Raw genomic sequence first — 20,554 nt, forward strand, 5'->3', positions numbered from 1 at the left:
TCAGGAAAAGTAATAATCAGAAGTATTGAATTATTAGGAATGAAAAATATTACTGTACATTTGTTTAGGATTTAGAGAAAAAAATGTAATCCAAATCAGTTTTTTAACCAAAAACTGTCAAGTAATTTTAGGACGAGACAACCTATATTGTTTTGGGCTATGGTTCTCTTCGGATGGGCTATAGGCTCAATGATTTGCGGTTTCTTGATAAGACTTATCAGCAAATCAGAATCTACAAAATTACCTTTAATTGCTGGCACTATACTCACACTCACAGCAGTCATCAATTTTCTTTCATTTCCTCACCCGACTTGGTTTATCATCGTTGGATTAGTCATATTTATTCCTATGACTCTCTTAGGATTTAAGATAAGAGGGAAGCAAGTATAGGACTACTTCCTTTCCCACTTCATTACAAAATCGTTCATAAAATAGCCCTGTCCAATGTCAAAATCAGCGACATGATCTATTTTGAAACCGAGCTTGAAATAAAAGTTGATGGACTTGTAGTTACTTCGATTGACAGTAAGAGAAAAAGTTTTTACAGCAGGATAAATAGCAAGAAGTTCGCTAAAGGTTGTAGCTCCATGACCCTGACCCTGTATATCCTGATCGATATAAAATTTATGTATAAACATATCCTCTTGTCCACTCACAGATATGAATCCTCGGATTAGTCCATTGATTTCTATAAGATAAAATTGATGTTTGCTCTCCGTCATTTGCCTTGTCAAATCCTCCGTTGAATATATCTTAGCCAACATATAATCTACCTGTTCTTGACCAACAATAGGCACATAATGGTGATTCCAAATTTTTACTGCCAGTTGGTAAATAGTAGGTATTTCGGCAGAAGTAGCGGGGAGTAGTTTTATCATAGGGTGAGTATTCTAAATTATTCGAAAATTTCCAGTTATAATTAAGACTTAAACTTCAAATGCCGTTGCCAAAGTATAGATACTGAGACTAGCGCAGCCAGCCTCCAGGAGAGATTGCCCAGCAGAAATAAGTGTAGCTCCAGTGGTCACGACATCATCGAGCAAGACGAGATGCTTGCCTTTAATTTTTTCAACATTAACAACATTAAAAGCTGCATCTAGATTTTGAAAACGTTCATTTCTATCGAGCTTGGTTTGTGAGATTGTTTTCTTATTTCTAGTTAATACATCTTTGTACATAGGTAGATTAGAAACCTCAGATAATCCCTCTGCAAAGCGTTCTGTCTGGTTATATCCTCTCAGTTGTAATTTAGAGGCATGCAGAGGAATAGGGATAAAACAATCTATCGAATTTGAAAACATATTTTCATGGTTACTATAGGCTAGCCTTCCCATTTCGCGCGCTAATTCCTGATTGTTATTATATTTCATTTCCCATAAAATCTGCTGCACCATTTCATTTTTATTGTAGTACAAGAACGAACCAGCTGCTTTGAGGTTTATAAATGGCTTCAGCTTGTCTAATACGATGTTATCTTCTGATAAATTGAAGTAGGTTCTTGGGAGCAGACCATTGCACTCGATGCAAAATAAATTGTTGGAAGCTAAAATTCGTTTATTGCAAAAAGCACAGGTATTGAGGAATATTTCCATACTCAACCTCTTATTTTATGCACCCATAGATAAAAACTACAAGCACCTACAAAATTGCAAATGGTATCTTCCCAAGTAAAAAAACGATTGAAAGGAAGAATTTTCTGCAAAACTTCTATAACAAATCCAAATATACCTAGTAATACTGGATATTTCCATAATGTAATGGTAGGCCCTGAGATATGGCTATATAATGCCAAACTAAGTGCGTAGGCAAGGCTAGCATACATGGCTAAATGAACCACTAAATCCACTCTGGTAAATCCTACTTTTGGCAAAGATTTCTGTGGTATGAGAGATAGCACCAAAACCAATAACGCGAGACCTATGAATAAGCCCCACTTATTACGAAAAAAAGTTGGGAAAAAGTAGGTATTATCCCACAATGGCTGAGTAGTCATCTGCACTGAGCAAACCAGCTAATTCACTTTCGTTGGCTAGCTCTATTTCTACCATCCAACCTGCACCATAGGGATCAGAATTAACTAATTGTGGATCTGCCTCTAGTGCACTATTGATGCCCAAAATAGTACCTGTTACGGGCATATACAAGTCAGAAACTGTTTTTACAGCTTCTATAGTACCGAAAATCTCATTTTGAGCTACTTTTTTTCCTTGAGTATTGATATCTAGGTAGACGATATCACCCAATTCTTTTTGAGCAAAATCTGTGATTCCGATTTTCGCTTTATTTCCTTCTACAAGTATCCACTCGTGTTCTTTGGTATATTTTAGATTAGCTGGAAAATTCATTATTTACTTTTAATTTTAGAGGACAAATTTAACTAGGAAGATAAAACTGATTAGAAAAATTATTTACTTCCTGTTTTATAGAGGCTAAAACAGCCTCGTTTTCATGATTCATTATAGCGCTATCGATCCATTCTACAATCTTGACCATATCTGACTCATTCATTTTTCTGGTAGTTATCGCTGGTGTACCAATGCGAATACCAGAGGTTATAAATGGAGATTTATCATCAAATGGAACCATATTTTTATTGACGGTGATATCTACCTTGCCTAAAGTAATCTCAGCCTTTTTCCCTGAAATATTTTTATTTCTTAAATCTATAAGCAATAGGTGATTATCAGTACCGCCCGAAACCAAATGATATCCTTTATCAATAAAAGCCTTGGTCATAGCTTGTGCGTTCGATAAGACTTGTTTTTGATAAGTAATAAAATCATCTGCCAAAGCTTCTCCAAAAGCTACTGCCTTTCCAGCAATCACATGCTCTAAAGGTCCTCCTTGAGTGCCTGGGAAAACAGCTAAATCTATTAATTCACCCATAGATCTGACCTCTCCTTTCGGATTCGTGTGACCCCATGGATTGGGGAAGTCCTTGCCTATCATAATGACACCTCCACGTGGACCTCTAAGTGTCTTGTGTGTCGTAGAAGTCACAATATGACAATATGGTATGGGATCACTCAATTGTTTTGCAGCTATTAAACCTGCGGTATGCGAAATATCAGCTAGCAAAATAGCCCCCACCTCGTCTGCTATAGCTCTGAATCTAGGGAAATCATAATCTCTCGTATAGGCTGATGCTCCACAAATTATCATTTTGGGTTTGCATTCCTTTGCCTTTGCATGCACTTTATCCATGTCGATTCTACCTGTCTCCTGCTCTACCCCATAAAACTCAGCCTTATAAAGTTTTCCAGAAAAATTGACAGGCGAACCGTGCGTCAGGTGACCTCCATGAGATAAGTCTAATCCTAAGATAACATCGCCTGGCTTGAGACATGCTAGCATCACTGCTGCATTAGCCTGAGCTCCAGAATGTGGTTGTACATTAGCATATTCAGCACCAAACAATTTTTTCAATCTATCAATGGCTTCTTGCTCCACCTTATCTACGACTGCACATCCTCCATAATATCTACGTCCTGGGTATCCCTCTGCATATTTATTGGTCAAGCAAGAACCTATAGCACGCATCACAGCCTCCGATGTATAGTTCTCACTGGCTATCAGTTCTATACCTTCACGCTGTCGAGTATATTCTTCTTTTATTAAGTTTTCGATGATGTTATCGTTCATTTATTATATTTTATTTTATTTGAAGCAAATGTAATCAAACAGCTAATAGTTAATAGCTAAAAATATTACTATAAGTTTTACAACAAGTATAGGATTAAAAACATGACATAATACTTATAAAAAAGATAAATAATTCTGAAATTAAGCAAATTATCCCAAATTCTGCATTAGAAAATGCAGAATCGATTAAGAATTTGTATTTCAATATTTTGTATATCTTAAAACAAATTCTAAATCGGGATAACCCCAACTAAATCATATAGTTCGCCACGTAGTGGCTTCTAATGATTAATTTGGGATTATAAGTTATTTCCAAAGCGCCCTCATTATTAAATGATAGTTTTGAGCTAAAATATGGATATTTGGAGTTTTATTCAAAAATGAACAAGTTGATTCAATATAGCAAGTTTAACCTTTTTCTAACTTTACTACTTTTCATCTGCATAGGTGAGGTAAAATCACAGGAAAATGAGTACAACATAGCTGCTATACGAGTTGAAGGACCCGTTACTACGGATAAAGCAATGATCGTAGCCTTATCTGGATTGAGTGTAGGTCAAACCATTCACATACCGGGACAAGAAGCAACTCAAGCAATCAAACAACTTTGGAAACAAGGCTTATTCTCCAATATTGATATTCAAGCAGAACGCTACCAAGGAAAAAGTGTATTTCTACTAATTAAATTAGAGGAGAAACCAAGGATAACCAAATATAAAATCACAGGAGTCAAGAAAGGCGACATAGAAGAATTGAGACCAAAACTGGAGTTACGAGCTGGCTCTATACTCAACGACCAATTAGAAACAAACATCCAAAACATTATCAAGAATTATTACAAAGAAAAATCTTTTATTTATCCTAAAATAACGATTGATAAAGTAGCAGACTCTTCTATAGCCAATGGTGTAGCTATAAAAATCAATATAGATAGAGGTTATAAATATGTTGTAAAAGATATCATTTTTATCGATAACCAAAAAGCCTCTAGTGCTGGCCTTAAAAAAGCCATGAAAGAAAACAAAGAACAGGCTAAGATTCAGTTATTGGAAATGTTTAGATTCAAAAAACACCTTGCCAATCCTGGTTGGAGCTGGTACGATTATCTGGGAGTTATCACACCTAAGAACATAAAAAATTATGCTTCGGAATTTATACAGCCAAACATTTTTGCAGGAGCTAAATACAAACCAGAGGAGCTAAAACAGGCAGACTTCGCTTCTATAAAGGATCATTATGCTAGTCTCGGTCATAGGGATGCTAAAATTACTTGGGATACCGTCGTAGAACATTCGAATCAGCGAGTTAAAATATTTATCAAAGTAGACGAAGGCAAAAAATATTATTTCAGAAATATAAACTGGGTAGGAAATACCAAGTATCCAGACTCTATACTTTCTCAGATATTGGATATTCGAAAGGGTGACCCTTTTGATCAGGAAAAACTAGATAAGAGACTTCAACAAAATCCTGAAGGTGGAGACGTATCTGGACTTTACATGGATGACGGATATTTATTTTTCCGAATAGATCCACAAGAAGTGGCTGTGGTAGGTGATAGTGTAGATTATCTTATGCGAGTCTATGAAGGCAATCAATCGACAATAAACAATATTACCATTTCAGGAAACGTCAAAACGAATGAGCATGTCATACGTCGTGAATTAAAATTAAGACCTGGAGATAAATTTGACCGATCAAAGCTAATAAGAACCCAGCGTGAATTAGCAGCTATGGGATACTTTAATCCTGAGGCCACTCAGATACTGCCTAAGCCAAATGAAGATGGGACCGTAGACATTGACCTCATTGTGGAAGAAAAACCGAACGATCAATTATCACTTTCATTGGGATATGCGAATTTCTTTTATGGACAAGTAGGAATGAATTTCACCAATTTCTCATTGAGAAATATGTTCAATCTCAAAACGTGGAAACCTCTCCCCTCTGGTGATGGGCAGACGCTGGCGATCAATGTGCAGTCTTCTGGTGTATTGAGCCAAATATTTAACGTCTCATTTACAGAACCGTGGCTAGGTGGTAAGAGTCCTACCTCATTAACGGTGTCGGGAACACACAGTAGATTTTCCAATCCATTAGCTGACGGATCTAGAAGTTTATTTATACGTAATAATTTCTCTGTAGAAGTAGGGAAGCGTCTTCGTTGGCCAGATGATTATTTTGTAGCCTTCTTTGGCGTGACCATGGAGAATAACATATTGGAAAACAACAATCAATTCGGAGCAAACTTTTCGACGGGTGTAGTCAATAACTTGTATGGAAGATTTACCCTCACTCGAAATTCATTGAATGGACCTATAGGGCCTCAAATCTATCCTACTACAGGATCAAATATATCATTCTCCGTTCAGGCGACACTTCCTTATTCGAAAATATTTAGTTCTAGAAATCTAAACTACGAAGATCCTAACTTAAGCAAGTCTCAACATTGGAACTGGATAGAATATCATAAATGGAAATTCTCTACGGATGTTTATATGCCTTTAGCTGGAAATTTGGTGGCTCGATTTGCTTCGCGATTTGGGACCATAGGTTCTTTTAATAGTCGCTATGGCATATCTCCATTTGAGCGATTCCGAATAGGGGGAGATGGTCTCGTGATGTGGAATCAGTTCGGACAGGAAACCTATGCCCTCAGAGGCTACGATGAACGTGAGGTGACTATCAATAAAGAGGGGGAGTTTTTCCAAGGAGCAACAGTATTTAATAAATATATCTTCGAACTGAGATATCCTATCATGCTCAATCCAGGCTCTTCTATCTATACCATGTTATTTGCAGAAGCGGGAAATGGCTGGGAACGATTTAAAGACTTTGATCCATTCAATGTGAAAAAATCCTATGGTCTGGGTGTTCGATTCTTCCTTCCAATGTTCGGCTTACTAGGATTTGACTATGGTCTAGGAGTAGATAAATATGTACCTCCAGGACTTCAAAATGCCAGTATTTTCGACAAATATGGCAAGTTTAGATTTATCCTAAGCTTCGAGCCGCAGTAGGGCTTAGTTATTAGCTTTTGGCTAATATTGAATAGTTGATGGGGTAGTCAAGGGTAAATCCCCATATCTTTAATTCTATTATTTATGATTTAATGGTCATCATGGCGTTATTGTCAACCATCATGCTCTAATGAATACTCATCATGCCAATATTGTCAATCATCATGCTCTAACGAATACTCATCACGTCATTATTGTCAATCATCATGCTCTAATGAATACTCATCATGCCATTATTGTCAATCATCATGCTCTAATGAAGTCTCAACATGCCATTATTGTCAATCATCATGCTCTAATGAATACTCATCATGTCATTATTGTCAATCATCATGCTCTAATGAATACTCATCATGCCATTATTGTCAATCATCATGCTCTAATGAAGTCTCAACATGGCATTATTGTCAACCATCATGCTCTAACGAACACTCATCATGCCATTATTATCAAATCTTTTGTCTAACTTAAATGACATTTCTAAACTTCGCGGTGACAACAGCGCGAAGAGCGGTTGGTTAAGGTACGAGTTTGCAAACTCGCACCAGCGAGGGGTTTATTCTAATATTTTTCCACTTGTATCTTTTATTACAAGATATCGAACATCAATATCAACTCTATTAAACTTTTTCAACGGAATTTTATGGTCAGAATTAAGGTGTATAATTCTCCATCTTTTGGATTTATTTACAATAAATAATTCATCGTTATAGGTAGCAAATGGGATATAGATTAAACTATCTTTCCAGTAAAAGTCCATACTTCCTACATTGCTATATTTTATAAAATTATCCTTAGGAGATAAAATTCCGTAATATGAATATGGCATGATATAACAACTTCCTCCCAAGCGTTTCCAAACTGTAAGTTGAGTCTTATTGTCAATATTTACAACCTTTCTACGCATATCTAAATAAATCAATATGAATAAAAGGCAAATAGCTAAATACAATATCTTTTTCATCTTACAGGCAATAATCTTTCCTTAAAATAATCATTTCCTATTCTATAACCAACTCTTTGCGCTGATTGTGTAAGCATAGCTTCTGAAAATAGTCCTCCTTGTTGCCAAGTGCTCCCACCTGTCATTTTTAAAGTCATAGACGCTGCCCGTAGTGTCAGCACTCAATATACTAGACCAGAATATACTAAACCATAAAATCAGCATTCGAGGCAAGGTCTAAAGATAGTCTATTTAAGAAAAAGGCAAAGATACCACTTCCGCTTATATTTGCGCTATGTAGATTAAATCACAGATTTATTATCACTCGAACGAAGTCAATAGACTTCGCTCAGTGGAGGGAATCATATACTGAAATCTTTTTTAAATTTAATTCTACATAATTTTTCGTGTAATAGAATATTTGGTCATTATCATTCAATTCTACAATTTTAATTTTATCTGAAAAATTTCTTGTAACGTTACTTATCGAACAGGATTCAGCGTAGATTATCAAAGAATCTTGATTTAATGAAATCCTATAAAAAATCATATCCGTATAAAACACAATGTCTTGTTCGTTATTAAAATCGTTATCCGGCTTTTTCGATAATAAGATTCGAGTATGGTTACCAGATACTCCCCATATCTTTGCTTTTAAATAAAAAACAGGTTCATTTCTTAGTTTTATCTCCTTTATATTAAAATTAGAACTAAAAGATTGGGCTGTAATCTTATTTTTATCCTTATAGTAAACCAAATAAACTATAAGAAATAGAATAACGAGAAATGTTGTAATCACTTTATTTTGATATCTCATAAAACTATTTTATTTTCCAGAATTCCATCCTTTTAGACTCATTCTATATTGATAGAAATTTTCTCTAAGAGTTGGGGCTACAAATTTAGTAGGATTAGAAGTGATTTTTAATTCGCTGTCCAGAGACCACACCGCAAAGGGCACAGATATTACTGTCGCTAATATCTCCGCTATGTAGGTGTTGCAAACTCGCACTAGTGGGAGAACCTTCATTTAACTTTTAATTTTATTCATAGTCTTTAACTGCTTGTAAAAACCAATATCATTAAATTTTAAGGAATCATCATACTTAGCAAAACTTGTAATTATAAAGTCAAAATTATTTAGCATATACACTTTGGTTTTTTCTGTCCTTACAAAATTGCCACAATTGCACTGTAAATAAAAATCTAAATATCTTTTCCCGTTTAAATAGATGACTAAATCTTTGTTTTTATGTCAAACCATTGAATGTCTCTTTCAGACATTATTTTCGAAACTTTTCCACTATTAATTTCCCTTATCTCAAAGGTCAATTTACTATTATATTTCAAGGTAGTACAAGAAATTTCACTTAGAAATAGAAATAATAAGACCTTACTATGCCACATTTTACTTATCTATTTAATTGATACCAACCACTATGAGAGGTAAAGCAGCGGTGATTGGTAACATGACTTATAATGTCATGACCCCAAAGGTTAAACCAAGCTAGGCTAAATAAGAATAGAGACAACCTTAGCATGATGTAAAGATAATCATTTTAATTTATAGCACAGATATCGCTGTCGCTAATATCTGCGCTATGAGGAAGGCGGACTTAATACAAATCTAATATTGAGTCTATATAATACTTATCTTTTTCTTTAATCAAGAATAATGTTATGGTATATTCGTTATAATTAGCAAAGGAAACCATATAAGATAAATCAGACTTTTTAGTAATGGTTGGTTGATTAGCTGTATTTGAATCAAAATCTTGCGAATTTGTGAATGGGTCATAATCCAATTCCAATGTGTCTAATATCTGCAATAACCTATCTGAACAATAGCTTGATTTTATACCTTTTAATTTTTTCTCGTCAACAGGGAATTTAGCTATTTGAGATAAATACTCTGTATAAAAATTATATAGTGTTGAACGAGCTTGTTCATCTTCATTATTTGATTGTGATAAAAGCACTTCTTCTGTTTCATTTGTTGCCATTGATTCTACAGTTTCGCTTTCGCTGTTATTGCAACTAAATAAAATACTTATTACAATTGCTAAACTTTTTAAATTAATTATTCGATTTCCCATCTCAATATTGCTGTTTGTGGGCGAATATACCTATTCTGTCAATCTAGTTATCCATAAATCTGAAAACAGAAATATAAATTTTTTATTTATCTCTATTTTCTGATTGAGTACAGTAACATCTTCTCTATTTAAGTAAGTGACATTTAATATTAGCTCATAACAGAAGTCTCTTATTTCACTAACATGACCGCGTATGATTAATTTTTTATAATTGATTAAATGCCTTCTTGATGTATCACAACCGAATCCTAAGGTATTGTAAATATAAACACCATCATTTCCTAACACAGAGTCTATAGGCATTATAATTTGAATAGAATCTCCTACTTTAATTCGAGCACAATTCACACTATCTACTCTTTTTGACAGCTCCTTACAAGGGTCAAGTCCACTATACAGTGATGATATCCTTTGTATTTCTTTGTCTATATTTAGTTTCCTTTTATTTAATTTTCTATGTAGAGCAAGTAGAATTATATAGGAATAATCATCTGGATGTGCTAGGCCTCTTTCTAGAAAATACCTAGAAATTCTATTTGGATTATTAAGCATATTATTTCGAATCCAAATTCCCATGACGAAATGCTGATTGTTTACAGCTTTTTTTTCCTCCTGCTTTTTAAATTTCAATTTTTCTTTAGGGGGCATAGTTTTTTCTAAGAAAATAAGTGCTTCATTCAAGGACATGCGGTCATAATCAATCTGTGAATATATAGAAATACTAATTATTAAACTTAAAGTTAGAATTTTCATTAATCGCATAAAATCATTTATTGGTTATTTTCAAGAAGTCTATTGGAATGTATATGTCTTTATGGTTACAAGGAAGTTGATGCAGAATTAGTTAAGGGTAAATCCTGACTCGACTTTAAAGTTGATTTTTTTATTTGAAGATGGGTGAATAAATAACAACTCTTCTGCATGTAGAAATAATCTTTGATCTCGTTTGCCATATAAATCGTCTCCAAGTATAGGAGTATTCAATCCTAATAGATGAGCTGCATGTACTCGCAACTGATGAGTACGACCACTAACTGGAAAAAAATGGACCAACGTTTTATTGTTTCGGGTTTCTATGACCTCATAGCGTGTTAGAGCTGACTTCCCATACTCAAAACTCACTTTTTGCCTAGGTCTGTTTTCATAATCTACAGCTATGGGTAAATCTATCTCACCTGTTTTAGATTCTATAATTCCATCTAAAACTGCTACATAGCGTTTATGAATCGTTTTCTGTAAAAACTGAATCTGTAAATGTTTATGAGCATGTTTCTTTTTAGCAAAGAGTATCAAACCTGAAGTAGACATATCCAATCTATGCACAACCATGAGATCCTTGATCTCTGGATATAGCAACTGAATTCTTGTAAAAATAGAATCCACAATATTTTTACCTGGTACGGAGAGAAAATCATGGGGTTTATTTATGACTATTATATCATCATCTTCATAAACGATATCCAAGTCTACGAATTTCGCGGGATTATCTTCCAAAGGATTGGGGTCCACCTCTAGCCCTTGAAGCATATGCGATAAAATAGGCAAGCACTTCGATTTACAAGAAGGGTAGAAATATCCATGTTTGCGAATTTCTGAGCTAGGTGATTTTCCATACCAGAACTCAGCCATGCAAATAGGTTCTAGGTCATGACTATAGGCATAATGTAATAATTTGGGAGCTGCACATTCTCCTGCACCAGAGGGTGGCAGCTCTCCATTATCTATAGGGAAAATAGAATGTAGAGATTTTGATTCTTCCTTCGCATTGAGAAAAGTATAATTTTCAAATAATCGGTGCTGCAGAGCTATAGACATAGCTTTACGCTTCTGCTTTTCATTACTAATGACAGCTTCGTGCTGAAAAATTTTCTCTTTCAGGTCACCTATTCGGTTTTTCCATTCACTCGACAAATGTTTCAAGTCGTAATGCCACTTTGCACTCTCCCTATCTAGCTCTTGCAATTCTGGCAAAGCATCTTCACTACTTCGCAATGCCAAAATTTCATTTCGAACTTGCACTCGCATTGCTTTAGCTTGCTTCTTTTTTTCTTTAAATTGTTCGATTTCTACTACACTTTGCGCTTCCATTTTAGCCAACTCCTCCTGCCATTGCGCATAGTTTTCATCTTCTATTAGTTGGTTTATTCTAGCACTTTGAATATTGATTTTCTCTTCTTCACTTTTATAAAATTGACCTGCTGCTAGCATATCATAGACTGGAGGCACGAAGCGGTCATAGTCATTTTTCATTCCTAACTTGCCGGAGAAAGCACTGATGTAACCGAGCTCTCCTTTGGTATTTCGCACTACCATCACTCCAAACATTTTACCTATTCCAGACGCCCCACTTTCCAAACCAAAATTATGAATAGGCTCAATCTCTTTTTGGATATACGATTTCAACTCCTCTGCAGCCTGAATTGCAATAGGAGCAGGCTTATAGTTAAAAGGAAAGGTGAATTTATCTGGAAGTTTGAATAAGGAAACGTCAGATAAAAAAGGTATGAAAAATGACATCGATTCTGCTTAACATTTTATTGGCCTTGGTATTTTCTTTAAGTATTTACTCCAATCTTTTTCTGCTAAAATAGTGTATATTTGTCTATCAATTTTTAAAATATGCCACACTATCAGAGATTAGGCACTGTGCCACCCAAGCGCCATACCCAGTTTAGAAAACCAGATGGCGGTTTGTATCAAGAAGAATTAGTGAGTACAGAGGGCTTTTCCAATAATTATTCTTTGGTCTATCATAGCAATCCTCCCACAACGGCTACTAAATACCTTGAGGCATTTTCAGTAGCTCCACCTATAGTGGAAGTGGAGCATTGCCGACCACGCGCATTTATGGGTTACAAGCATGCCCCTACCGATGATTATCTCAAAGGTCGCAAGCCACTTATGGTCAATAATGATTGTGAAATCACTGTTTGTGCGCCTACCAAATCCATGACAGATTATTTCTATAAAAATAGCTCTGCCGATGAGTGTATTTTCATTCATGAAGGCGAAGGAACTTTCAAATCTGTTTATGGTGAATTAGAATTTAAATATGGCGATTATATTATCATACCTCGAGGAACTATATACCAGTTTGAGTTTAAAAATGAAAATAATAGACTATTAATTATTGAGTCGTTTGGCCCTTATGATTTTCCAAAACGCTATTTATCGAAGTATGGTCAGTTAATGGAGCACTCGCCCTATTGTGAGCGAGACATTATACCGCCTTCCAATCTTAAAACACACGATGAAAAGGGTGAATTTCTCGTATATATCAAGAAAAATCAAATGATGTATCCTACGACTTATATGTATCACCCTTTCGGGGCTATAGGTTGGGACGGGTGTCATTATCCCTACATATTTTCCATCCATAATTTCGAACCTATTACAGGAAGGCTGCATATGCCACCGCCGATTCACCAAACATGGGATGGTAAAGATTTTGTTATTTGTAGTTTTGTGCCGAGAAAATATGACTATCATCCACTATCTGTGCCTGCCCCATACCACCATGCCAATGTAGATAGTGATGAAGTTTTGTACTATGTCGATGGTGATTTTATGAGTCGCAACCACGTAGAAAAGGGAATGTTTTCGCTCCATCCTATAGGCATACCACATGGTCCGCACCCAGGTGCTATTGAGCGAAGTTTGGGCAAGGAAAAAACAGATGAGTTAGCTGTGATGATTGACACTTTTCGACCCCTTAAGCTCACACAATATGCCCTCGACATAGAATGGACGGAATACGCTTATAGTTGGGTGCATTAGTATTTAATTTTAAATTTTAAATTCTTAATATTAAAAAGGCTAGGGAGAGTGAATGCGGTTGTATATATTATAGTTACGTGACTCGATTGTGAATACATACTTCTCTTCATTTTTAGGAACGATTTCTCCTTAACCTCAAATTAGTCATTAGAAGCCACAGCTAAGCGAAGTATATGATTTAGTTGTCCCGAAGGTTCTTCAGGACGATTTAGAAATTGTTTCGAGATTTTCAAAATATTGAAATACAAATTCTTAATCGATTCTATATTTTTTAATGCGGAATTTGGGTTCAAAAAATGCCATTCTTTTGTAAATTATAAATTTACAAATAACTCTATGTAGTCAAAGAAAAAGGCATTGCAGCACTATACCTAGCAAAGCACTAAATGAGCGCCTTTCAGGAGACATAATGTGAAAGTGAGTCAAGAGCGGTTCTGTATGATTATTACTTCATTTTATCTCTTGTAAATCATTTATATTTGCTAATAATGAAAAAGGAAATTTATTATGGTACCAAAGAAGAGCACAATGCTCGAAGAGAAGCGAAATTTCTCAGTCTGACGCCCTATGAAAGACTGCAAAGATATTTCAATATGGTAGCACAAAATATCACACCAAGCGACAATGAGAAAAAAGGAAATTTCATCCTTGCAAAAACAAAAAAATGAATACAGCTTTATTCAATAAAGAGGTCAATGACTTTATTCTTTTTGCCAATAAGAATAAAGTTCAAATGCTTCTAGTCGGAGGTGGAGCAGTCAATTTCTATGGATATCAGAGGCATTCATCCGATGTCGATTTTTGGATAAGTATATCAGAAGACAATTTCATGAGATTGAAAAATACACTAATAGATATAGGTTTTGAAATAGATAGTTTTCCTCAAGATGTCTTAAATGGAGCGCAAAACATTTCTATAAAAATAAGCCCTATATCTGAAATTGAGTTAATAACCAATTTTAACCCTGGTTGCAGTTTTGATGAAGCATATCTTAGGAGAAAAGAAATCATCAATGAAAACTTAGTTTACCCGATTATTTCACTGAAAGACCTTATTGATAGTAAAATTAAATCACAAAGACCAAAAGATTTATTAGATGTTTATGAGTTAAAAAGAATACATAGGATAGATTAAAATCTATGTTGAATTTCCTCAAGCAGACATAAACGAAGTGTTGTCTGTGCTTTTCTATCATCATTCGCTTTAAATGAAGGTACAGAAACCGTTGCTCTTATTTCTGCGTTAGACTTTCGAACGACAGCTCCATGCTAGTGGTATCAGCTTTATTCATAGAGCTTTTAACTTTAAAGGCATTCATATTTGCATCGCAGGAGTGGCAACCACTGAACTTTTATCTCATTTCCATTAAATAATACGGTAACATAATTTTCAAATTTTGAAATGATTTTTCATTATCATGAAATACGAAAATGGAACCATTTTTTGCCTGTTTGATTTTTGACTTGATTTTTTCCATAGGGTCTATATTCATTTTCCAATCTTCGGTCAAGATATCCCACAGCATTATTTTTATACCTTTTTTCTTTAGATATTGAAATATGTACCAGGTCATTTTCCCATAAGGAGGGCGATAAATTTTGGACTTAAAAATTGCTTCACATTTTTCAAAATCCTGCACAAATTCATGATTATTCTGACGCCACACATTTGTATGTGAATAGGAATGATAGCCCACTTGATGTCCTCTTTTTAATATTTCATTAAAAAAGTCAGGATAGGCTTCGATATTTTTTCCTATACAGAAAAATATAGCTTTTGTGTTATAGGTATCCAGCAAATCTAATATCCATAAGGTATTCGGACTAGGTCCGTCATCTATCGTGAGGTGCCAAGTTTCAGACCCAGTGTAGAAAAATTGAAGCTGGCTAAACCATTTTTGAATCCAAGAATAAACAATTCTCACACCAAGGTCTTTTTCATTTTCAAGTGAGGAATACCCACCTCATCAAATTCATCAGAATAAATCTCGAAGTTTAGTTTTTCATAAAAAGGAATCGCATTTTTCCTAGCATGACAGTATATTTCTTTTATTCCATGTTTCCTCAGCTCTTCTTCGCAATGCATAAATAAATCTTTTCCTATTCCTCTGCCTTGATAGGTTTTGACTGTAGCCACTTGGCGCATTTTTGCTTTATCTCCTTCTATGATAAACTGACAAGAAGCCACAATTCGGTCTTGTAAAAAATAAGCATAAATCCACTCTTCCGCTTCATTTTTTATATCCAATTTCTGATATCGCATGCCGAGAGGCAATCGCAACTCGATTTCTCGCATACGAAGCAAAGCCCAATATTGAGGACTAGCATAAATTATTTTCGAGATACTCAAAGATTTCGTAAATTTGTAATAGACAAATGTACATATATTTTTTCTTGCCCTGATTAAACTCATTAGATGAAAAACTAAAAAGGATGCCTTCACTATAGCCAAATTTGCTAGTATAATTGAATATAATGTATAATTTTCTACATGTAATAAAACTGAAACGCATACTATCCGTGAGGTTCTGCGCAATTATTTTATTTATAATCTCTAATTATATTCTGCAAGCTCAATCACTATCGATGAGACTAAAGTTTGAGCAACATGTAGGAGAATATCCATTGATCATAGAGGCAGAGCCTGGTCATTTGAATCAATATTTAGAACGAAATAAACAAATTAAAATCGGCACATCTATAGGCAACTATTTTACCATATACGTACCGAAAGAAAATATCCATGACTTATACAAACAAACCTGGATAAGACGAATAGAAGACGGATTGATTGAAATGAGACCCTTGTTGGATTCTGCCAGAATTCTCAATAACATAGATTCCGTGCACTCTGGAATAGCGCCACTGACTGCAAATTACAAAGGTAGAAATGTTTTGGTAGGGATTATAGATTTCGGATTGGAGTGGAGGCATTTAGATTTTAAAAACGCCCCCAATGATAGCAGAATATTGGCTCTCTGGGATCAGAATAAAGATAGCATACCTCCTGTAGGATACAGCTATGGTCATCTGTGGACTAAAAATGCTATAGACTCAGGCTATTGCAGACATGTAGCTAATATCTCTACGAGTCATGGAACGAATGTAACTGGTATAGCTGTAGGCAATGGAAATTCTTACTCTCCCAATAGAGGAACTGCTCCTGAAGCAAAAATAGCCTTTGTATCCTTAAAAAATAATTCTGCGTGGTTAAGCAACATGATAGATGGTGTACATTATATCCTTAAACTTGCAGATAGCCTCAATTTACCTGCTGTAATTAATCTCAGTGTAGGAACATACGATGGTTCTCACGATGGTAGAGATGCCAGCACGCGAATGCTAGAAGCTACGCTCAATAAAAAAGGAAGAGCCATTATAGCTGCCTCTGGCAATGCAGGTCACATGAATCAGCATATACGTTTCACACCTAACAATGATACCAGCTTTTCTGATTTCACTTATTCTTCGGGCTTTCTAGGAACTTATTTTAATTTCTGGGCGGATACGTCAGATGTTCGAAATTTAATCATTGGAATTCAAGCAGACTCTAATCCTACTTTACTACCTTTATCTCAATCTTATTTTTTCCCATTTAAATCGAGATTCCTTGATTCATTAATCAAGTATGGCTATTACGAAGACTCCATGGTAGTTAAAAATATTATTGATAGCCCAATGGGTACAGCAATATTTTATGTCTTAAAACAAGAAAATACTGTCAATTTTCAATGCTATATCAAACCTAAAAAAACTACCTATCTATGGAGATTCTCCGCTGCTGGTCAGGGAAAATTAGATATGTGGGTACACCCATCCTTACAAACAACATCAGCCTTGTATACCAGTCCGTTGCCAACTCCTGCAGTTAATCCTGCTATTGTGCGATACAAACTATCAGATCAGGCATGTTCTATTGTATCTGGATTTCAATGTTCGGATAAGATTATAACCGTAGGAAATTATGTCAATAAACATGGAATTATCGATATCGATACCATATATAGAGCATATGGTGGCAAGCAAAATGAAATAGCCAGTAACTCGAGTAAAGGACCTACACGCGATGATCGCATCAAGCCAGATATCGTAGCCACAGGAGCTGGAACTCTCACTACTATAGACTCTATCACGGGTGCATCTTATGCAGGGAATGTTTCACTTCGAAGACGATTAGGGATTACAGGAAAATATGTCATAGCCGGAGGAACATCAATGTCTTCTCCCGTTGTAACAGGAACTCTAGCCTTACTTTTAGAAAAAAAATCAGATTATTGGTCCAGTCAGTTACTCTATCTGCTGAAAAAGACAGCTAAAAAAGACAGTTTTACAACACCAATAGCGAATAGCACCTATGGCTATGGCAAAGTCGACGCCTTTCGACTATTGAGCTATCAACCAACCTATGGCTGCAAAGATACTGGAAGCATTAACTATAGTGTATCTAGTGATTTTGAGGATAGCAGTTTTTGTGTTAAAAAAGTCTATGGATGCACGGACACGGGAAGCATCAACTATAACCCTTTGGCGAATGTTGATAATGGTTCTTGTATCAAAAAAGTTTATGGATGTACCGACACGGGAAGCATCAACTATAACCCTTTGGCGAATGTCGATAATGGTTCTTGTATCAAAAAAGTTTATGGATGCACGGACACGGGAAGCATCAACTATAACCCTTTGGCGAATGTTGATAATGGTTCTTGTATCAAAAAAGTTTATGGATGTACCGACACGGGAAGTATCAACTATAACCCTTTGGCTAATGTCGATAATGATTCTTGTATCAAAAAAGTTTATGGATGCACAAATCCTAAGGCTATAAATTATAATCCCAAAGCAAATGTAAATGATGGCTCATGCGCATTTCCGCCATCATCTATAGTCAACTATGAATCAAATAAACTTGTCATTTATCCTAATCCAACAGATGATAAGATATATTTCCATATTCCATCAAACATCAAAAGCCTAGATGTTTCCTTATTTAATGTATATGGAATCAAAATTAGAGATATCAATGTGGTTCACCAGAAGGTTGTTTCCTTAGAAAATTTAGCCAAAGGGGTGTATTATTTAGTGGTCTATACAGATGGAACTATGGAGAAATATAGAATTCTATTGAAATAATATCTTAAATTTGCTAAAAATTTAAAACATGATATTAAAAAGTATTCACGGATTGGTGGCTTATTTTTTTCTAATAACAACTATTGCTTTTGTTATAGTATCACTAATCGGGTTTTTTCAAAAATCAGAATTTAAGAAACTTAATATGACCTTAGGGCGTCTTTCTTTCATAACTAGTCACTTTCAGTTGCTATTAGGCTTTGGTGTATGGTTTCAAATGGGTTATCTCACAATGATGAGTGAAAATATGAAGGGCGTTATGAGCGAGAAAGCTCTGCGAATGCTTGCGGTGGAGCATCCAGCTACTAATATATTAGCCATAGCTTTGCTTACTATTGGCTTTATTTCCATCAAAAAATCAACTTTAGACCAAACCAAACATATCAAAGGAATATTGTATTTCGGCATTGCCTTGATACTTATCCTATCCAGAATACCATATAAAACATGGTTAAATCTATAAACGAAGTCAATAAAATCATTTTAGACGCGCAGCAGCTTGACTTTATACTGCATCGTCTAACTCATCAATTGATAGAGGTTCATGGAGATTTTAATGATTCTATGCTACTAGGTGTGCAACCTAGAGGTATAATTTTGTGCGACCTTATTCACCAATTGATAGAGCAAAAATTAAAAAAGAAAGTACACAAGGGATACATCGATATTTCTATGCACAGAGATGATATTCATATTCAAGGTACGAGTTTGACCATGGCAAAAACCGAAATTCCCTGTTCATTAGATAAAAAAAATATAATACTCATAGATGATGTGCTTTATACTGGTCGAACAATACGTGCTGCGCTAGATACGCTGATGGATTATGGAAGACCGAGGGATATAGAATTGCTCGTACTAATAGATCGCAGACTGCATAGGCATGTACCTATTCAGGCTAAATACATAGGGCGAACTATAGACTCTATAGAAGAGGAAAAAGTCAGAGTTTTATTAGAAAAAGATTCAAAAAAAAATAGAGTGGAAATACTCACTCAGAAATAGATATGTTTAAACACAAGCATTTACTAGGAATAGAACCACTTCATAAAGATGAAATCGTTCAAATTTTGGATCAAGCACAGCAATTCAAAGACATCATCAATCGACCTGTGAAAAAAGTGCCGACATTGCGCGATTTCACTATAGCTAATTTATTCTTTGAAAATTCAACGCGCACAAAGCTCTCATTTGAACTAGCGCAGAAGCGACTTTCCGCAGACGTTCTTAATTTTTCGTCTTCTAATTCTTCGGTGAAAAAAGGGGAAACACTGCTCGATACGGTCAATAATATATTGGCTATGAAGGTAGATATGGTCGTCATTAGACACAGTAGCCCAGGTGTTCCTATTTTCCTCTCCAAACATATCGATGCCCATATCGTCAATGCAGGGGATGGAACGCATGAGCACCCAACGCAGGCATTGCTTGATGCCTTTTCTATTCGCGAAAAACATAGTGGATTCAAAGGACTCAATGTGGCTATTATCGGTGATATCATGCACTCTAGAGTCGCTCTATCCAATATATTCTGTCTCAAAAAACTAGGAGCGAATGTGAAGCTCTGCGGTCCACCTACCTTGATACCAAAATATGTCGAAGAGCTGGGGGTCACCGTGAGTCACAATATAGAAGAAACGCTTGCTTGGTGCGATGTAGCCAATGTACTTCGCATACAAATGGAGCGTGCAGACGATGCTTATTTCCCATCGACCAGTGAATATGCACAATTCTATGGAGTCAATATGGAGCGCCTTGATAAACTATCAAAAAACATAACGATACTGCATCCAGGTCCTATTAATCGAGGCGTCGAAATTACAACGGATGTAGCTGATTCTGCTCATTCCGTCATTCTCGATCAGGTAGAAAATGGCGTCGCCGTGCGAATGGCAGTAACCTATTTGCTTTTTTCGCAGAGAATGCAGAGAAGTTAAGTTAGAGAA

The 20,554-nt window shown here is 35.4% G+C and carries 24 protein-coding genes; 10 read left to right on the forward strand and 14 right to left on the reverse strand.

The features are described from left to right. Positions 1-159 precede the first annotated feature (159 nt). A complete protein-coding gene (locus JNL75_09375) occupies positions 160-390 on the forward strand; it encodes a hypothetical protein (protein ID MBL7790021.1) in 231 nt (76 codons plus the stop codon). Between the two features lie 2 nt (positions 391-392). Here the strand turns inward: JNL75_09375 and JNL75_09380 are convergent, their stop codons facing one another. The 5 genes from JNL75_09380 to JNL75_09400 are packed head-to-tail and all read right to left on the reverse strand — an operon-like array spanning position 393 to position 3,642. Continuing rightward, positions 393-878 (reverse strand): GNAT family N-acetyltransferase, encoded by a 486-nt coding sequence (locus tag JNL75_09380; protein MBL7790022.1) that lies wholly within the window; start codon positions 876-878, stop codon positions 393-395. Positions 879-926: 48 nt separating this feature from the next. Further along, the gene (locus tag JNL75_09385; protein MBL7790023.1) at positions 927-1,592 is read right to left on the reverse strand and encodes a ComF family protein; all 666 of its coding nucleotides are present in this window, start codon (positions 1,590-1,592) and stop codon (positions 927-929) included. A gap of 2 nt (positions 1,593-1,594) precedes the next feature. Beyond that, a complete protein-coding gene (locus JNL75_09390) occupies positions 1,595-1,993 on the reverse strand; it encodes a hypothetical protein (GenBank protein ID MBL7790024.1) in 399 nt (132 codons plus the stop codon). Further along, a complete protein-coding gene (gene gcvH, locus JNL75_09395; protein ID MBL7790025.1) occupies positions 1,968-2,345 on the reverse strand; it encodes a glycine cleavage system protein GcvH in 378 nt (125 codons plus the stop codon). The genes JNL75_09390 and gcvH overlap by 26 nt, the downstream gene beginning before the upstream one ends. A gap of 28 nt (positions 2,346-2,373) precedes the next feature. Further along, a complete protein-coding gene (locus JNL75_09400; GenBank protein MBL7790026.1) occupies positions 2,374-3,642 on the reverse strand; it encodes a serine hydroxymethyltransferase in 1,269 nt (422 codons plus the stop codon). 380 nt (positions 3,643-4,022) lie between these two features. Here JNL75_09400 and JNL75_09405 point away from each other — a divergent pair, with 380 nt between their 5' ends. Both JNL75_09405 and JNL75_09410 read left to right on the forward strand, forming a co-directional pair. Beyond that, complete coding sequence (locus JNL75_09405) at positions 4,023-6,662, forward strand: outer membrane protein assembly factor (GenBank protein ID MBL7790027.1); 2,640 nt, start codon at positions 4,023-4,025, stop codon at positions 6,660-6,662. Positions 6,663-6,792: 130 nt separating this feature from the next. Further along, positions 6,793-7,128, forward strand: coding sequence for a hypothetical protein (locus JNL75_09410; GenBank protein ID MBL7790028.1), 336 nt, complete (start codon positions 6,793-6,795; stop codon positions 7,126-7,128). Between the two features lie 90 nt (positions 7,129-7,218). Here the strand turns inward: JNL75_09410 and JNL75_09415 are convergent, their stop codons facing one another. From JNL75_09415 to JNL75_09445, 7 genes are all read right to left on the reverse strand, one after another. Further along, positions 7,219-7,569 (reverse strand): hypothetical protein, encoded by a 351-nt coding sequence (locus JNL75_09415; protein MBL7790029.1) that lies wholly within the window; start codon positions 7,567-7,569, stop codon positions 7,219-7,221. A gap of 53 nt (positions 7,570-7,622) precedes the next feature. Next, on the reverse strand, positions 7,623-7,787 hold the full coding sequence (locus JNL75_09420) for a hypothetical protein (protein ID MBL7790030.1): 165 nt from the start codon (positions 7,785-7,787) through the stop codon (positions 7,623-7,625). Between the two features lie 167 nt (positions 7,788-7,954). Continuing rightward, the gene (locus JNL75_09425) at positions 7,955-8,422 is read right to left on the reverse strand and encodes a hypothetical protein (GenBank protein ID MBL7790031.1); all 468 of its coding nucleotides are present in this window, start codon (positions 8,420-8,422) and stop codon (positions 7,955-7,957) included. A gap of 9 nt (positions 8,423-8,431) precedes the next feature. Continuing rightward, positions 8,432-8,635, reverse strand: a complete 204-nt coding sequence (locus tag JNL75_09430; protein ID MBL7790032.1) for a hypothetical protein — start codon at positions 8,633-8,635, stop codon at positions 8,432-8,434. Between the two features lie 586 nt (positions 8,636-9,221). After that, on the reverse strand, positions 9,222-9,701 hold the full coding sequence (locus tag JNL75_09435; GenBank protein MBL7790033.1) for a DUF3828 domain-containing protein: 480 nt from the start codon (positions 9,699-9,701) through the stop codon (positions 9,222-9,224). A gap of 30 nt (positions 9,702-9,731) precedes the next feature. Next, positions 9,732-10,454, reverse strand: a complete 723-nt coding sequence (locus JNL75_09440) for a hypothetical protein (GenBank protein MBL7790034.1) — start codon at positions 10,452-10,454, stop codon at positions 9,732-9,734. A gap of 87 nt (positions 10,455-10,541) precedes the next feature. After that, positions 10,542-12,218 carry an RNA pseudouridine synthase gene (locus JNL75_09445; protein ID MBL7790035.1) on the reverse strand — a complete coding sequence of 559 codons (1,677 nt, stop codon included), beginning with the start codon at positions 12,216-12,218 and terminating at the stop codon, positions 10,542-10,544. Between the two features lie 102 nt (positions 12,219-12,320). On the opposite strand from JNL75_09445, the gene JNL75_09450 reads away from it, so the two are divergent. The 3 genes from JNL75_09450 (at position 12,321) to JNL75_09460 (ending at position 14,613) form a co-directional block, all read left to right on the forward strand. Further along, complete coding sequence (locus JNL75_09450; GenBank protein MBL7790036.1) at positions 12,321-13,478, forward strand: homogentisate 1,2-dioxygenase; 1,158 nt, start codon at positions 12,321-12,323, stop codon at positions 13,476-13,478. A 488-nt stretch (positions 13,479-13,966) separates the two neighbouring features. Next, positions 13,967-14,146, forward strand: a complete 180-nt coding sequence (locus tag JNL75_09455; protein MBL7790037.1) for a hypothetical protein — start codon at positions 13,967-13,969, stop codon at positions 14,144-14,146. Further along, positions 14,143-14,613, forward strand: a complete 471-nt coding sequence (locus JNL75_09460) for a hypothetical protein (protein MBL7790038.1) — start codon at positions 14,143-14,145, stop codon at positions 14,611-14,613. The genes JNL75_09455 and JNL75_09460 overlap by 4 nt, the downstream gene beginning before the upstream one ends. Before the next feature lie 217 nt (positions 14,614-14,830). On the opposite strand, the gene JNL75_09465 is transcribed toward JNL75_09460, so the two are convergent. Both JNL75_09465 and JNL75_09470 read right to left on the reverse strand, forming a co-directional pair. Beyond that, positions 14,831-15,403: a polysaccharide deacetylase family protein gene (locus JNL75_09465; GenBank protein MBL7790039.1), complete on the reverse strand. Its 573-nt coding sequence runs from the start codon at positions 15,401-15,403 to the stop codon at positions 14,831-14,833. After that, the gene (locus JNL75_09470) at positions 15,400-15,891 is read right to left on the reverse strand and encodes a GNAT family N-acetyltransferase (GenBank protein ID MBL7790040.1); all 492 of its coding nucleotides are present in this window, start codon (positions 15,889-15,891) and stop codon (positions 15,400-15,402) included. The genes JNL75_09465 and JNL75_09470 overlap by 4 nt, the downstream gene beginning before the upstream one ends. 173 nt (positions 15,892-16,064) lie before the next feature. Here JNL75_09470 and JNL75_09475 point away from each other — a divergent pair, with 173 nt between their 5' ends. The 4 genes from JNL75_09475 to JNL75_09490 are packed head-to-tail and all read left to right on the forward strand — an operon-like array spanning position 16,065 to position 20,545. Continuing rightward, positions 16,065-18,608 carry a S8 family peptidase gene (locus JNL75_09475; GenBank protein MBL7790041.1) on the forward strand — a complete coding sequence of 848 codons (2,544 nt, stop codon included), beginning with the start codon at positions 16,065-16,067 and terminating at the stop codon, positions 18,606-18,608. A gap of 28 nt (positions 18,609-18,636) precedes the next feature. Continuing rightward, positions 18,637-19,071, forward strand: a complete 435-nt coding sequence (locus tag JNL75_09480) for a hypothetical protein (protein ID MBL7790042.1) — start codon at positions 18,637-18,639, stop codon at positions 19,069-19,071. After that, a complete protein-coding gene (pyrR, locus tag JNL75_09485) occupies positions 19,056-19,613 on the forward strand; it encodes a bifunctional pyr operon transcriptional regulator/uracil phosphoribosyltransferase PyrR (protein MBL7790043.1) in 558 nt (185 codons plus the stop codon). The genes JNL75_09480 and pyrR overlap by 16 nt, the downstream gene beginning before the upstream one ends. Positions 19,614-19,615: 2 nt before the next feature. Continuing rightward, positions 19,616-20,545, forward strand: coding sequence for an aspartate carbamoyltransferase catalytic subunit (locus JNL75_09490; GenBank protein ID MBL7790044.1), 930 nt, complete (start codon positions 19,616-19,618; stop codon positions 20,543-20,545). The last annotated feature ends 9 nt before the right edge of the window (positions 20,546-20,554 follow it).

The organism is Chitinophagales bacterium (assembly GCA_016787225.1).
Lineage (GTDB): Bacteria > Bacteroidota > Bacteroidia > Chitinophagales > JADJOU01 > CHPMRC01.

What these genes read in the sequence shown, in the direction of transcription:
- JNL75_09385 (MBL7790023.1), bottom strand. Translation starts at nt 1,592, where the DNA reads ATGGAAATATTCCTCAATACCTGTGCTTTTTGCAATAAACGAATTTTA.
- JNL75_09450 (MBL7790036.1), top strand. Translation starts at nt 12,321, where the DNA reads ATGCCACACTATCAGAGATTAGGCACTGTGCCACCCAAGCGCCATACC.
- JNL75_09460 (MBL7790038.1), top strand. Translation starts at nt 14,143, where the DNA reads ATGAATACAGCTTTATTCAATAAAGAGGTCAATGACTTTATTCTTTTT.
- JNL75_09445 (MBL7790035.1), bottom strand. Translation starts at nt 12,218, where the DNA reads ATGTCATTTTTCATACCTTTTTTATCTGACGTTTCCTTATTCAAACTT.
- JNL75_09440 (MBL7790034.1), bottom strand. Translation starts at nt 10,454, where the DNA reads ATGAAAATTCTAACTTTAAGTTTAATAATTAGTATTTCTATATATTCA.
- JNL75_09380 (MBL7790022.1), bottom strand. Translation starts at nt 878, where the DNA reads ATGATAAAACTACTCCCCGCTACTTCTGCCGAAATACCTACTATTTAC.
- JNL75_09375 (MBL7790021.1), top strand. Translation starts at nt 160, where the DNA reads ATGGTTCTCTTCGGATGGGCTATAGGCTCAATGATTTGCGGTTTCTTG.
- JNL75_09425 (MBL7790031.1), bottom strand. Translation starts at nt 8,422, where the DNA reads ATGAGATATCAAAATAAAGTGATTACAACATTTCTCGTTATTCTATTT.
- JNL75_09475 (MBL7790041.1), top strand. Translation starts at nt 16,065, where the DNA reads ATGAGACTAAAGTTTGAGCAACATGTAGGAGAATATCCATTGATCATA.
- JNL75_09410 (MBL7790028.1), top strand. Translation starts at nt 6,793, where the DNA reads ATGAATACTCATCATGCCAATATTGTCAATCATCATGCTCTAACGAAT.
- JNL75_09430 (MBL7790032.1), bottom strand. Translation starts at nt 8,635, where the DNA reads ATGAAGGTTCTCCCACTAGTGCGAGTTTGCAACACCTACATAGCGGAG.
- gcvH (MBL7790025.1), bottom strand. Translation starts at nt 2,345, where the DNA reads ATGAATTTTCCAGCTAATCTAAAATATACCAAAGAACACGAGTGGATA.
- JNL75_09435 (MBL7790033.1), bottom strand. Translation starts at nt 9,701, where the DNA reads ATGGGAAATCGAATAATTAATTTAAAAAGTTTAGCAATTGTAATAAGT.
- JNL75_09480 (MBL7790042.1), top strand. Translation starts at nt 18,637, where the DNA reads ATGATATTAAAAAGTATTCACGGATTGGTGGCTTATTTTTTTCTAATA.
- JNL75_09455 (MBL7790037.1), top strand. Translation starts at nt 13,967, where the DNA reads ATGAAAAAGGAAATTTATTATGGTACCAAAGAAGAGCACAATGCTCGA.
- JNL75_09415 (MBL7790029.1), bottom strand. Translation starts at nt 7,569, where the DNA reads ATGCGTAGAAAGGTTGTAAATATTGACAATAAGACTCAACTTACAGTT.
- JNL75_09405 (MBL7790027.1), top strand. Translation starts at nt 4,023, where the DNA reads ATGAACAAGTTGATTCAATATAGCAAGTTTAACCTTTTTCTAACTTTA.
- JNL75_09470 (MBL7790040.1), bottom strand. Translation starts at nt 15,891, where the DNA reads ATGAGTTTAATCAGGGCAAGAAAAAATATATGTACATTTGTCTATTAC.
- JNL75_09390 (MBL7790024.1), bottom strand. Translation starts at nt 1,993, where the DNA reads ATGACTACTCAGCCATTGTGGGATAATACCTACTTTTTCCCAACTTTT.
- pyrR (MBL7790043.1), top strand. Translation starts at nt 19,056, where the DNA reads ATGGTTAAATCTATAAACGAAGTCAATAAAATCATTTTAGACGCGCAG.
- JNL75_09490 (MBL7790044.1), top strand. Translation starts at nt 19,616, where the DNA reads ATGTTTAAACACAAGCATTTACTAGGAATAGAACCACTTCATAAAGAT.
- JNL75_09400 (MBL7790026.1), bottom strand. Translation starts at nt 3,642, where the DNA reads ATGAACGATAACATCATCGAAAACTTAATAAAAGAAGAATATACTCGA.